Source organism: Dorea sp. D27, from assembly GCF_001185345.1.
Taxonomy (GTDB): domain Bacteria; phylum Bacillota; class Clostridia; order Lachnospirales; family Lachnospiraceae; genus Extibacter.
Genome location: NZ_KQ236745.1, coordinates 302,813 through 315,780 on the forward strand (window position 1 = coordinate 302,813; position 12,968 = coordinate 315,780).

The window sequence follows — 12,968 nt, forward strand, 5'->3', positions numbered from 1 at the left end:
AAAATAAAAATAGTTAGGAGAGAAACATGAAACAGGAATTATTGAAGAAAATCGAAAAAAAAGAATTAACGGTAGGTGTTGTAGGTCTTGGATACGTCGGCCTTCCTTTAGCTGTTGAAAAAGCTAAAGCTGGTTTTAAAACAATAGGTTTTGATGTCCAGGATGCCAAAGTTGAGATGGTTAATGCAGGGCACAATTATATCGGTGACGTTGTGGATGATGATTTGAAAGAGCTAGTAGAGAGTGGTATGTTTAAGGCAACAACAGACTTCAGTTTTGTGAAGGATGTTGACTTTATTGCTATCTGCGTTCCGACCCCATTGGACGAGCATCAACAGCCGGATATCAGCTACGTCAAATCTTCTACAGAAGCGATAGCCAAATATTTAAAGAAGGGTACTATGGTAGTATTAGAGTCTACTACATACCCGGGTACAACTGAAGAACTCATCAGGCCTATATTGGAAGAGGGCTCTGGATTAAAATGTGAGGAAGACTTTTATCTGGGCTTTTCACCTGAAAGAGTAGATCCGGGTAATCTAATCTATAAGACAAAGAATACACCAAAAGTAGTAGGAGCCATCGGAAAAGACGCTACAGAAGTTATCGCTTCCATGTATCGTTCCGTATTAGAGGGTGATGTATGTGAAGTGTCATCTCCTGCAATTGCTGAGATGGAAAAGATATTGGAGAACACATACAGGAATATCAATATAGGACTGGTAAATGAGCTGACAATGCTGTGCCAGAAAATGGGTATCAGTATGTGGGAGGTTATTGATGCCGCAAAGACGAAACCATATGGTTTCCAGGCATTTTACCCGGGACCGGGTCTGGGAGGACACTGCATACCGCTTGATCCTTATTATCTCACATGGAAAGCAAGAGAGTATGGTTTCCATACTTCCATGATAGAGAGTTCAATGATGATTAACGACAGGATGCCTGAATACTGTGTCGAGAGGGCCAGCAAGATTTTGAACCGGCACTCGAAGGCTATGAATGGTGCTAAAGTGTTGGTATTAGGAGTAGCATATAAACAGGATATTGACGATTATCGTGAAAGCCCGGCTCTTAGGGTAATCGAAATACTTAAGAGAGAGAAGGCTAATGTGGAATTCTATGATCCGTGGGTAGCTGAATACAAATATAACGGCACTGTAAAAAAAGGCATTGAAAAGATATCTCCAGAGATAATAAAAGACTATGATCTGGTTATGATTACGACAGCTCATTCTAATGTGGATTATAAGATGGTACAGGAAAATGCAACCGCTGTATTTGATACAAAGAATGTTATGAAAAATGTGGAAAATAAAGAGAATGTAGAAATACTATAGGAGGACATATAAGATGAAATATGCACTGATTGGCTGTGGCCGTATTGCTACGAACCATGTGAAGGCGGTTGTAAATAATAACCTCGAGTTTGTCGCGGTATGTGATGTTATCCCCGAGCATATGGAGGAGCTGTTAGCGAAGCATGATTTACAAGGGGATGTGGGGATTAAGAGATATACTGATTATAAAAAACTTATTGAAGAAAATGAGATTGAATTAGCCGGAATTGCGACTGAAAGTGGGAATCACGCAGAAATTGCCCTTTATTGTATCGAGCATGGAATCAATGTCATTATTGAAAAACCGATGGCTATGAGTTTGGATGATGCAGAAGCGATAATTAAATTGTCGGACGAAAAAGGTGTAAAAGTATCTGCCTGCCATCAGAATCGTTTTAACGTAGCTGTTCAGGAATTGAGAAGAGCAGTAGAAGCAGGCCGGTTTGGCCGTATGTCACATGGGGCGATACACGTCAGATGGAATCGTAATAAAGGGTATTACACCCAGGCACCTTGGCGCGGAACATGGGCACAGGACGGCGGCGCATTGATGAATCAGTGTATACACGGTATAGATTTGCTGCGGTGGATGATGGGAGATGATATAGATGAGGTTTACGGTGTGACACGCCAGCAGTTCCACGATTATTTGGAGGCGGAAGATATTGGCATGGCTGTTGTCAAGTTTAAGAATGGCTCTGTCGCTACTGTCGAGGGAACTACGAATGTGTATCCGCAGAATCTGGAGGAAACGTTATACGTATTTGGAGAGAATGGTACTGTCAAGCTGGGAGGAAAATCAACCAACAACATCGATGTGTGGGATTTTGCCGATGAAACCGATGAGGATAAAAAGAACAAAGGCCTTGAGGAGGAGACAAGTAATGTATATGGCAACGGACATACAAGCCTGTATGCAGATGTGATTGATGCAATTCAAAACGACAGAGAACCATATGTTAATGCACGTGCAGGCAAGAATGCACTGGAACTCGTTCTGGCAATCTATAAGAGTCAGAAGGAAGGTAAGCCGGTGAAGTTTCCGGTGGAACATTTTGCCAGCATCGATATGACAGGAGAGTTTTAATGAGTGCTTATTTTGTTCACGAAAGCAGTTATATAGATGAGGATGTTATAATAGGAGAAGGCACGAAAGTGTGGCATTTTTCTCATATCCAGAGTGGGGCCGTTATAGGAAAGAACTGCTCCTTTGGACAGAATGTCAATATATCTAATAATGTCAGAATTGGCAATGGTGTTAAAGTACAGAATAATGTTTCGATTTATGAAGGTGTTGAATTAGAGGACTACGTTTTTTGTGGTCCTTCTATGGTTTTTACCAATGATACTACTCCAAGGGCAAAATATCCAAAAGGAAATGCCGGCTACAGGAAGACCATCTTAAGAGAAGGAGCCACGGTTGGTGCCAATGCGACGATTGTCTGTGGGCATACAATTGGAAAATGGGCTATGATTGCGGCGGGAGCTGTTGTTACGAAGGATATCCCGGACCATGCCCTTGTGGCCGGAGTTCCGGCCAGACAGATTGGCTGGGTCTGCGAATGCGGAGAGGTACTGCCGGATAATCTTATCTGTCCGGTCTGCGGGAAAAAATTGGAGAGATAGAGGCAGTATATTTATGATAAAATCATATATTGAGAAGATAAAGAATTCCGATATATTAAAGAATATAGCCGTGCTTGCATCGGGAGTTGTTATTGGTTATGCAATTAATATGCTTCTTCTGCCTGTTATCAGCAGAATATTTACCCCATCTGAATTGGGTGAATATGATTTGATTTTAAGTAATGGAAATATCATATCCAGTTTTGTGACCATGGCTTTGCTGGTTGCAATAATGATACCGAAAGAGGACGGTGAGGCGGTAAAAATCTGCAAGCTGATCAGGACAGCTAATTGTTTATTCCTTTTAGTGATTTTTGTCGGCATTCTTATTGTCTCACCCAATATTCATATATTTAATGTTAAGGGAAATTATTACTTATCCGTAGTATTTTTGATTTTATATGTTTTGCTCTTTAATGAACAGAATGTTTATTATGCATTTGTTAACCGCAAGAAGATGTATAAGATATTGTTCTGGAATCCTATCCTTTCTGCAATAGCGAACTCTGGGTTTTCAATTGCATTGGGAGCAGCAGGGCTGGGTACAACAGGCTATATTATTGGAACATTATTGTCATATATTGTATGTATAATCCATATGCGCAGGAAAGTTAATCCATATGAGGGGCATGTTGGCTTGAAGGATTTAAAAGACACTCTTATCAGATATAAAGCGTATCCACTCGTACAGATGCCCGCCAATATGGTGTCCATAGTTTCAGCTCAATTACCGATTCAGTTTCTGGGACGTATATTTGGAAGCGCTGCGTTAGGTGGTTACACAATGGCATGTAAGATTCTTAGCGTACCCGTAACCTTACTTGCTACGCCTGTAAATCGAGTGTATTACAGAGAAGCTGCCGAGAGGTACAGCAGAGGGGAAGACATCGGTGGCCTATGTTTTGACATGGTGGAGAAGAATATAAAACTTGCAGTAATACCTATAGGAATCCTTGTAATAGCAGGTAAGCAGATAGTTGAGTTTGTATTAGGTTCTGCATGGGCTGTATCAGGAATATATATTACAGCCCTGGGCTTTCTGTATTTGCTGAAGTATTGTTCTGCGTGTATATCCGGAACTTTTGTAATTGTGGAAAAGCAGAAGCTGGCATTGATTTGTTCAATATATTCATTATTACAGTACATTGCATGTTTTGTAATAGCAAGAGTATTAAGCCTGACGGTAGTACAGACGGTAATTTTTTATGCATTCTGTGATGGTATCTGCAATTTTGTGAATATTTTTTTGTGTATAAAGACTACGCAGTTTAGTATGAAGAGATTCGCCGGTTTTGTGGCAAAATATATTGTCGGCAGTTCGGTGGTCATCTATGGTATTTATTTTTTTGTGTCACAGCTATAGTATCGAAAGTGGGATATCGTTATGAGCATAATGAATAAAATATACAAATATCTGCCTCATATAAAAAGAGGTATAATATTTTATCTCGACCAGGGGACGAAAGTAGAAGTTGATTCTAATTTAAAACCACGTCTCAGGATAGAGACGGTTACAAATCATATGTGTAAAGATGTCTGTGCTGTGAGAAATAAGAATGTTCAGTATGCGTTTGAAAATATGGTTAGCAAAGGACAAGTATGTGTTTTTGCTTATGTAGACGGTAGGATGGCGGGACATGCTGCGTGTGTGCTGCCGCATAATATTGAAGGGGCTTTTAAGGTAAAAAATAGTGCGTATATACACTATTGCTATGTTGATTCAAAGTACAGGGGCAATAATATATATCCGTTAATGTTGAAGTACTTGATTGAGACATGCAGTACTGACAAAGATATTATGAAGTTCACTATAACAACATCCTTTGATAACAGACCTTCTCAGCTCGGTTTGAAAAAAGTGGGATTTAGTTATTTAAAAAGATATTATTATGTAGAATGGTGGAAATTTAAATGGAAAAAAATAACAGTTTAAATCTAAGTAATAAAGAAAAATATATAAAATTTTGTACTAAAGAAAGAGTTAATATTTTTCAAAAGCCATTTTGGATGGATGCAGTTTGCGGAGAAGATAATTGGGATGTTATTTTAGTAGAAAAAGGTGGACAAATAGCAGGCTGCTTAGTTTATGCTTTTATTCGATTAGGTAATAGAATAAGGGTCATACAGCCTAAGTTTACTCAGTCTAGTGGAGTGGTAATTTCATACCCGCCGAATCAAAACTATGAAAGAAAATTGTCTTATGAAAAAGAGATTATGAAAAAGCTAATTGAACAGCTTGAAAGTAAAAATTTAATTAGCTATTTACAAACACAAGATTATAGAGTAACAAATTGGCTTCCTTTTTATTGGAAAGGTTATAGACAAACAACCTTTTATTCATATCGTATCATGGATATATCAAATGCTGATGCAGTGTTTGACAGTTTTTCTTCGTCTAAAAGGAAACAGATACGACATGCCACAAAATGTGGAGTTAAGGTTGGAGAAAATTTGTCAGCTAAAGATTTTTATGAATTGCATAAAAAGAGTCTAATATTGAGTGGTATTGACATCTCATATTCATTTTGCTTATTTGAAAAAATTTATAATGCAGCATATGATAATAATTCTGGACAGGCAATTTATGCTGAAGATGCTGATGGAAATATAAAAGCTGCTGTGTTTTGTATTTGGGACGATGAATGTGCATTTGATTTGATTTCGGCTATTTACCCTGATTTTAGAAGTAGTGGTGCTCTGACACTTTTAGTATTTGAAATGATAAAGAGGTTGTCTGGCAAGGTGAAATGTTTTGATATGGAAGGCAGTATGATTGAAAGTGTAGAAGATTCATTTAGTAAATTAGGAACCAGGCAATTGCCTTATTTTAAAATAGAAAAAGAATTTGTATCCCCGGTGAAGTTACTATATTATAAAATATTAAACAGGTTTAAACAAGTGTGAATGTAATGAAAACTAAAATTATAGATTATGTCATAAAGTTTCTTCTAGGTCCGCAAAATGATGAGCTGTCCCGATATATTTCATATGGTGAGGACAGTGGAAGAGTAGTAATCAAGGAATCTGGTTTTTTTAAGCCGGATACTTATATGACTGAAAACAGCTTACCTTCATTTCCTTTAAAGGAACTGAAAGGTTTACCTATCTTATTTGGTGATAATACTATAGAGAAAAAAGATAATAAGATTGTACTGGGCGCAGATATCATCGCCTCGGCTTTTTTTATGATTACGAGATATGAGGAATATATCCGGACAGATAACAGAGACGGACATGGCCGGTATCTGGGTAAGGGTTCTATTTTATATAAAGCCGGCTGTCTGGAACGGCCTTTGGTTGATGAATATGGAAATTTATTGAGAACATGTCTTGCTGAACTGGGCATTCCCGTTAGAACGGTAAAGAAAGGATTCGAGCGTATATATCTCACCCATGACGTCGATCAGATATGGCAATGGAAAAATTTATTAAGTGCGATGAGGACTATGGCAAAACGAATCGTATTAAATAAAAGCAATAAAACAGAAAGTATCAAGGCGCGGTTGAATTATAAAAAATATGACCCCATATATACGTTTCCATGGCTTTTAAAGATGGATAATTCGGTACAGACCCTGACAGAAAAGTGCAAATGTGTTTATTTCATAATGGGGTGCAGACATTCGCAGAGAGACTTTGGGTACATTGACAAAGAAAAAGATGTAAAAGATTTTGTGAATTATGTAGAAAATAACGGTGCTACTGTCGGCATTCATATCAGTTATGAGGCAGGTAAAGCACCGGAGAATATAAAAAAGGAGAAGAAGAGGATTGAGGGAATCTGCAATCATGAAATAACCTTAAACAGATATCACTATCTGGCCAGCAGACATCCTCTCGAATTAAAACATTTAGTACGATTTGGTATAACGGATGATTTTACAATGGGCTTCGCAGATGCTGCCGGATTCAGGTTAGGAACCTGCAGAGCCGTGAAATGGATTGATCTTAATGAAGAAGAAATAACACCCTTAACCTTACACCCTATGACCGTGATGGAGGTTACGTTAGATGGCAGTGAATATATGGGATTAACGGAAGAGGAAGCTTATAAAAAGGTGTGCAGGCTGCTGGACCACGTATTTGAATATAATGGCGAGGCCGTTTTACTTTGGCATAATTCTACAGTATCGGCAGCCAGTGATGGATATCAAAGAAGACTTTATGAAAAAACATTGCTTTATCTCAAAAGCAGGATTAAAAATTAGGAGGTTTTTATGGAATTCAGAGATTTAAAAAGCCAGTATAAACGTTTAGAGGGCGAAATTAACGAAGCAGTTGGAAGAGTAATGGCAGACTGTAATTTTATTAATGGAAAACAGGTGCAGGAACTGGAAGGAAAACTGGCAGACTATGTAGGAGTAAAGCATTGTGTAACATGTGGGAATGGTACGGATGCTCTTACAATGATGATGATGGCATGGGACATCAAACCACTTGATGCGGTATTTGTTCCTGATTTTACTTTTTTTGCCTCTGGTGAGGTGGTATCTTTTGAGGGGGCGACACCGGTATTTTATGACGTTCATAAAGATACATTTAATGCAGATGCAGAATCTCTTGAAAGAGCTATACAGGCAGTATTGGAAGAGGGCAGGCTTACACCGAGAGCGGTCATCGGAGTTGACCTGTTCGGGCAGCCTGCGGATTATAAAGCTCTGAAAGCCGTGACTGATAGATACGACCTTCTGCTGCTTGAAGATGCGGCACAAGGGTTTGGAGGAAGTATAGCCGGGCAGAGAGCTGGCAGCTTTGGTGATGCAGCGACGACCTCATTCTTTCCTGCTAAGCCGCTTGGCTGTTATGGTGACGGTGGTGCTATATTCACAAATGATGATGAGGTGGCAGAATATCTCAGGTCCGTCAGAGTGCACGGAAAAGGAACTAAGGGCAAATATGACAATGTAAGAATCGGATGGAACTCCAGGTTGGACACGCTGCAGGCAGCAGTTTTACAGGTGAAATTAAAAGCATTTGTTGAATATGAGCTGGAAGCTGTAAACAAGGTGGCGGAGTGCTATACGGAGCTGCTTAAAGATGTTGTTCCTACGCCGGCCGTACCAGAAGGCTTTTATTCCAGCTGGGCACAGTATACGATACGTTTCAGTGATGAGGCAGAAAGGACAAAGGTGCAGGAAGCGCTTAAGAGCGCAGGAATTCCTACAATGATTTATTATCCGAAGGCGATGAGTGCACAGCAGGCATTTGCAGGGGACAAACAGTACATAGAAAACCTTAAAACACGGGAATTATGTACTACAGTATTATCTCTGCCAATGCATCCATACTTAAATGAGGCAGATATACGCATTATCGCGGATGCAGTAAAAAGAGCGCTAGCTTAAAATATACCATCAAATGGAGGATAAAATGGAAACTCAGCACAACAATGAAATAATAATCACGTGGGAGAAGTTCCGTGACAATATCAGGCGCTTCTGGTGGATTATTTTGGCTGCTGTCCTGATAGGAGCAGTGTTAGCTCTCTCTACAAGCGCATCTGGAAAAACGGTGCCTGATGACAGCTATATGGCGGAAAGCGTCTTCTATCTGAAGTCATCAGACAGCGGAGCGCAAAATAATAAGGAAGCACTGAATAATTACGTTGATGCATACAGAGAAAACAGTCTTGAAGCTTCGGGAGAGGCCAGATTAAAGACTTTAGTCAATCTAATGAGTACCGAGGGGGTTAAGCAGGAGATTGTACAGGCGATGGCAGAGCGGGGCTTTGACGATTACAAATTTGATGATGGTCAAGTGGAGCTTATACCAGAAGAAAGGCTATTGAATGTTACCGTTAAGGGAGAATCTGAAGAAGAGACTCTAGCGGTTGCTGAAATATATTCAACAGTGATACAGACCAAAATCTCAGAAATGTCAGATGACTTAGAAGTTGTCTTGTTACAGGAGCCTTCAGAGAATGTCAGAGTAGAGCATGTATCTGTACCAGGTCAATCGACATCCGTTATGAAATTTGCATTTATACTTGCCCTGTCTCTAATTGCAGCGCTTATCGCACTCTTTATATGCTCTTTGTGGGATAAACGGTTCAGAGACAAAAATGAAGTGCCGGCACTTCAGGAGGTCCCTCTATTGGGGCAGATCAAAATTGAAAAGGTCAGTAACGACAGTTTGGATATGACGGCGTTCTTACTCAGCCAATATGTAGAAAAGCAGCGTTACCATAGCTGTGCCGTTGTTAGCCTGGGATCGAAAAAGATTACGGAAGAATTGCTGGAACAGCTGTCAGGCGGTGCAAATAAAATTCTTTCGGATAAAAAGATAGCAGTTATACACGATTCAGATAATAAGTATGCGGAGTTGGAAAGTAGTGGAATTGACGAGGTAGTGTTGGCAATCGGCAAGAATGATGCTAAAATTGCAGAAGTGGAAGATACAGTGAATATTTTAAAAATAATGGATAAGAAAATAGTAGGTATCGTTTATGGATATTAATGGAGTTATGGTTTTATTATGAAAAAATGTTTGCGGTATTCAGTTTTGGTTTTGGGCATTATCTTTGCAATACTGGGGATTTGCCTGAAGTCATATAGTTTTGCTCTCTTGTGTACAGTCGCATGTTTTTTGAACAATATTATATATTGTTCGGAAAACATAAAAAATAGAATATTTTTTCTCATGTTCCATATTATGATTTTGGTGTTTCTTCTGGGCAGACCAATTATTGAACTGTTTAGAGACCATGACTGGTGGAAAGAGTATGTAAAGGAATTTGGCAAAGACAGTCTGTTTTTTGCAATAAATGCTTTGACAATAAGTCTTATTGCGATGTTTGCGGGTGCTCTCCTGGCCGAACGGCATAAAAAGGAAAAGATACGAGATGTTGTAATTGGCAGGAATACAGATTATATAGAAAAGTTTAGAAATAATCTTCAGATAATATCCGCTGTCATTTTCTACTTTTCCATGATTGCATTCCTTATGCTGGAAGTAGAGAAGCTTATATTTATGAGTGGAAGAGATTATGTGGATTACTATTCTTCTTTTGTAAGCCATGCGCCTTATATCATACATCTTATCGCCGGGTTTATGAAATACAGCCTGTGCATTTTTCTTGGAACCTTTCCGGAAAAGAAAAAATGCTATTTACCTTTGGCCCTGTATTTGATTTCAGCAATTCCCGGTCTCATAATTGGCGTTCGTAATCCGATCATGCTAAATGCGGTATTCATCTTCCTTTACTTCTTCATAAGGGACGCACTGCATGATAAAGATAAATGGCTTGGCAAACTGGAAAAAATGGCAATTGGTATAGGAACGCCAGCGGCATTGCTTTTTATGGGTGCTTATTCCAGCATAAGGGTAGGCAACAGCAATATACCGGATGGGATTGGAAAGTTGTTTGTATCATTTTTTTATGGACAAGGTGTATCCTTTAAAGTTTTGAATATAGGGTATTCCTGTATGGATATTTTGCCCAACAGGATGGAAAAGAACTATACGTTCGGAGGATTTATTGATTACGTAACTCATGGGGCCATAGCACAGAAATTTTTCTCGGCTGAAGCGTTAGACAGTGGCAACAGTGTTAAAAATGCCATGTTGAGCAATAACCTTTCCCACAGCCTGGCATATGTATCAAAAGGAGATGAATATATAACCGGTCATGGATGGGGCTCGTCGTATTTATTGGAGACCTTTATAGATTTTGGTTATTGGGGAATCGCAGTATACAGTTTCCTCTTGGCATATATTCTAATAAAAGGCATGAGAATCATTAAGAAGAATTCCTTGACGGCAACCATATTTTTATTTATTCTAACACAGATATTTTTTGTTCCCAGAGCAGAGGCGACTGGGTTCTTGGATTTTACTATACAGATTGGTTTTTGGCTTGCAGTAGTAATCTGCTATTTAATGGCAGGCCTATGTTGCAAGAAATACGAGTTTGTTAAAACATAACAGGAGGTACGGAATGTTTGAACATTTTGGGTTGAAAGATGTATTTGTTGGTATATGGAAGTATAAATGGAAGATTCTCATAGCCAGTGTGTTAGGGACTGTCATAATCGTTGCTATATGTGCGCTGTTCCCGTTCAAAACGGAAAAGATTGATCTGGATGTGGGAAATGTGTCAGAGCTTCAGATGAAAACAGTTTCATTTTATCTGGACTATAAGGGCACCGGAGAATCAGTAACCTCAAAAAGTCTGAGTGCTGCATTTCTAGCGACAATGAATGACAAAGAATGTAGAGAATATACGGCAGATTTGGTGCTGGATAAATATAGTAAAAAAGACATAGCTGGTTTTATGGGAAATGGTGTAACGGAAGCATCTATAACTACGAATTCTCTTGCTCAGTATGTGTTTTCAACAACCGATGAAGATAAGTTTGCAATCAAATTAACTGCAAGGACTTCAGATGAGGCATTTACTGAAACCTTGTTAGACGCTTACATGTCCTGGTTTAAACAGGTGGCTGCCAACGCGGGAAGCCAAGTGAATGTTGTAGAACTTTCAAGAAATGAACAAGTTGTTTCTATTGACAACAGTAATACAAAGACACTTATGGAAAAACAGCAGTGGAGTCTGACAAAGGTAGCTGCTCTTGCATTTGTTGTTTGTGTACTGCTTAGTGTAATTGGTGCGTTTTTCAAGATATTGTTTGCTCCTACGCTTAATAGGAAGAGTGATTTTGAGGCAGTCGGACTGACGGTTCTAGGAGAAGTAAGTATCAAGGAAAGGAATTAATATGGGCGAGAAAAAATCGTATAAATTGAGCAAAGAAGAGAAAGCAAAGGGCCAGATAGAATATGCCACACAGTTAATTGTCGAGCAGGCCCGTATGAATGGTTGGAAACAGATAGGTTTCACAACAAGTTCTAAATCTGACAGAGCTTTGAAGACCATTGCAGAGTGTGTGAAGGAACTAGGTAAAAAGGATGAATTAGAAACTCAGATTCTGGAGACGCTGACACAGTATCCAAAGAATGTATTTGAAGCAGAAAAATGTGATACGGTTGTATTTGTTGAACGTTATGCATATTGCATGTATTCAGAATTGGAAACATGTTTAGAACTAATGAAGAAGCATAATGTTTCTGTTCTAGGAGTTATTACTTACAGATAGATGTTACTAGATAGTACGGCACAAAGAGGAAATTAAAGATGAAAAAATTAATATCGGGTTTTATAATTGCGGCATTACTGTTCAGCCAGATTAATGCCTTGGCATTAGCTGAGGAGGGGAATAATATCGACATTAATCATGATTATGATATCAATGAAGATGCAGAATTGAGTCTTGATAAGGATAATATAATTCATGAAGGCGAAGCGGTTACCGCAAAAGTCGAATTAAAAAATACAGAAAATTACTATGAATATAGTTTTATACAAAAAGATGGGGATGCCGAATTATTGCAGGATTTCAGTGACAAAGACAGTTATAGTTTTAGTGCTGAAGGTGCAGGTATTCACACGATTCGTGTATTGCTGAAAGATGCGCAAGGGAATGTGACCATGCAGGAGATGGCTTATGAAGTTATTGCGGCAGCGGCATCTTCAGAGAGCGAAAGTGGTGTTGAAAAAGAACAAAATGAGCAGGAAATCCAGAACCAGGAACCTGCAGCTACAGATAGCGATGATAATAATAATTCAGTCAGGAGGAGCACGCAAAGCATAGGTGTTCAGCCTGAAGGAAGGGCATTATTATCAATTGAAATAAATAGCAGCCAGCCCTCCATAGTTAATGCAGGGAATTCGGTGACGCTGACGGCAAAGGGAAGCGGCGGCTCAGGGGACTATGAGTACCGTTTTACAGAGACTTACAACGGAACGGCGACGACGGTGCGGGCATACAGTTCGACGCCGACATATACATTCACGGCATCCGGGAACGGGCTGCACCGATTCACGGTAGCGGTGAAGGACAGGAGCGGGAACGTGACCTCGGGGATCCGAGACGTGACGGTAAAGGAGGAGGCGCTGAAGCTGTCCGTGAGCAGCGACAGGAGCAGTGCGGATTCCGGAGATAAGGT

13 protein-coding genes are annotated in these 12,968 nt (G+C 39.4%); all 13 read left to right on the forward strand.

Features of this window, described 5'->3' with window-relative positions; translation table 11 throughout:
- Positions 1-26: 26 nt before the first annotated feature.
- The gene (locus HMPREF0980_RS12640) at positions 27-1,340 is read left to right on the forward strand and encodes a nucleotide sugar dehydrogenase (protein WP_049729455.1); all 1,314 of its coding nucleotides are present in this window, start codon (positions 27-29) and stop codon (positions 1,338-1,340) included.
- A gap of 13 nt (positions 1,341-1,353) precedes the next feature.
- Positions 1,354-2,427 carry a Gfo/Idh/MocA family protein gene (locus HMPREF0980_RS12645; RefSeq protein WP_049729456.1) on the forward strand — a complete coding sequence of 358 codons (1,074 nt, stop codon included), beginning with the start codon at positions 1,354-1,356 and terminating at the stop codon, positions 2,425-2,427.
- The gene (locus HMPREF0980_RS12650) at positions 2,427-2,966 is read left to right on the forward strand and encodes an acyltransferase (protein WP_049729457.1); all 540 of its coding nucleotides are present in this window, start codon (positions 2,427-2,429) and stop codon (positions 2,964-2,966) included. The genes HMPREF0980_RS12645 and HMPREF0980_RS12650 overlap by 1 nt, the downstream gene beginning before the upstream one ends.
- 13 nt (positions 2,967-2,979) lie before the next feature.
- Positions 2,980-4,329, forward strand: coding sequence for a lipopolysaccharide biosynthesis protein (locus HMPREF0980_RS12655; RefSeq protein ID WP_049729458.1), 1,350 nt, complete (start codon positions 2,980-2,982; stop codon positions 4,327-4,329).
- A gap of 21 nt (positions 4,330-4,350) precedes the next feature.
- Complete coding sequence (locus HMPREF0980_RS12660) at positions 4,351-4,899, forward strand: GNAT family N-acetyltransferase (protein WP_049729459.1); 549 nt, start codon at positions 4,351-4,353, stop codon at positions 4,897-4,899.
- Positions 4,878-5,870 carry a hypothetical protein gene (locus HMPREF0980_RS12665; protein ID WP_049729460.1) on the forward strand — a complete coding sequence of 331 codons (993 nt, stop codon included), beginning with the start codon at positions 4,878-4,880 and terminating at the stop codon, positions 5,868-5,870. Before HMPREF0980_RS12660 ends, HMPREF0980_RS12665 begins: the two co-directional genes overlap by 22 nt.
- A gap of 5 nt (positions 5,871-5,875) precedes the next feature.
- Positions 5,876-7,174: a UDP-2,3-diacetamido-2,3-dideoxy-alpha-D-glucuronate deacetylase VimE gene (locus tag HMPREF0980_RS12670; protein ID WP_049729461.1), complete on the forward strand. Its 1,299-nt coding sequence runs from the start codon at positions 5,876-5,878 to the stop codon at positions 7,172-7,174.
- Between the two features lie 9 nt (positions 7,175-7,183).
- Complete coding sequence (locus HMPREF0980_RS12675) at positions 7,184-8,311, forward strand: DegT/DnrJ/EryC1/StrS family aminotransferase (RefSeq protein ID WP_049729462.1); 1,128 nt, start codon at positions 7,184-7,186, stop codon at positions 8,309-8,311.
- Between the two features lie 25 nt (positions 8,312-8,336).
- Complete coding sequence (locus HMPREF0980_RS12680; protein ID WP_049729463.1) at positions 8,337-9,422, forward strand: YveK family protein; 1,086 nt, start codon at positions 8,337-8,339, stop codon at positions 9,420-9,422.
- 18 nt (positions 9,423-9,440) lie between these two features.
- Positions 9,441-10,889: an O-antigen polysaccharide polymerase Wzy family protein gene (locus tag HMPREF0980_RS12690; RefSeq protein WP_084002766.1), complete on the forward strand. Its 1,449-nt coding sequence runs from the start codon at positions 9,441-9,443 to the stop codon at positions 10,887-10,889.
- Positions 10,890-10,902: 13 nt separating this feature from the next.
- The gene (locus HMPREF0980_RS12695) at positions 10,903-11,679 is read left to right on the forward strand and encodes a hypothetical protein (RefSeq protein WP_049729466.1); all 777 of its coding nucleotides are present in this window, start codon (positions 10,903-10,905) and stop codon (positions 11,677-11,679) included.
- A gap of 1 nt (position 11,680) precedes the next feature.
- A complete protein-coding gene (locus HMPREF0980_RS12700) occupies positions 11,681-12,058 on the forward strand; it encodes a hypothetical protein (RefSeq protein WP_049729467.1) in 378 nt (125 codons plus the stop codon).
- A 38-nt stretch (positions 12,059-12,096) separates the two neighbouring features.
- A partial coding sequence (locus HMPREF0980_RS19170) for a PKD domain-containing protein (RefSeq protein ID WP_049729468.1) occupies positions 12,097-12,968 on the forward strand: 872 nt, incomplete at its 3' end.

Excerpts from the sequence above, each read along its gene's own strand:
- HMPREF0980_RS12640 (WP_049729455.1), top strand. The coding sequence starts at position 27 with ATGAAACAGGAATTATTGAAGAAAATCGAAAAAAAAGAATTAACGGTA.
- HMPREF0980_RS12645 (WP_049729456.1), top strand. The coding sequence starts at position 1,354 with ATGAAATATGCACTGATTGGCTGTGGCCGTATTGCTACGAACCATGTG.
- HMPREF0980_RS12650 (WP_049729457.1), top strand. The coding sequence starts at position 2,427 with ATGAGTGCTTATTTTGTTCACGAAAGCAGTTATATAGATGAGGATGTT.
- HMPREF0980_RS12655 (WP_049729458.1), top strand. The coding sequence starts at position 2,980 with ATGATAAAATCATATATTGAGAAGATAAAGAATTCCGATATATTAAAG.
- HMPREF0980_RS12660 (WP_049729459.1), top strand. The coding sequence starts at position 4,351 with ATGAGCATAATGAATAAAATATACAAATATCTGCCTCATATAAAAAGA.
- HMPREF0980_RS12665 (WP_049729460.1), top strand. The coding sequence starts at position 4,878 with ATGGAAAAAAATAACAGTTTAAATCTAAGTAATAAAGAAAAATATATA.
- HMPREF0980_RS12670 (WP_049729461.1), top strand. The coding sequence starts at position 5,876 with ATGAAAACTAAAATTATAGATTATGTCATAAAGTTTCTTCTAGGTCCG.
- HMPREF0980_RS12675 (WP_049729462.1), top strand. The coding sequence starts at position 7,184 with ATGGAATTCAGAGATTTAAAAAGCCAGTATAAACGTTTAGAGGGCGAA.
- HMPREF0980_RS12680 (WP_049729463.1), top strand. The coding sequence starts at position 8,337 with ATGGAAACTCAGCACAACAATGAAATAATAATCACGTGGGAGAAGTTC.
- HMPREF0980_RS12690 (WP_084002766.1), top strand. The coding sequence starts at position 9,441 with ATGAAAAAATGTTTGCGGTATTCAGTTTTGGTTTTGGGCATTATCTTT.
- HMPREF0980_RS12695 (WP_049729466.1), top strand. The coding sequence starts at position 10,903 with ATGTTTGAACATTTTGGGTTGAAAGATGTATTTGTTGGTATATGGAAG.
- HMPREF0980_RS12700 (WP_049729467.1), top strand. The coding sequence starts at position 11,681 with ATGGGCGAGAAAAAATCGTATAAATTGAGCAAAGAAGAGAAAGCAAAG.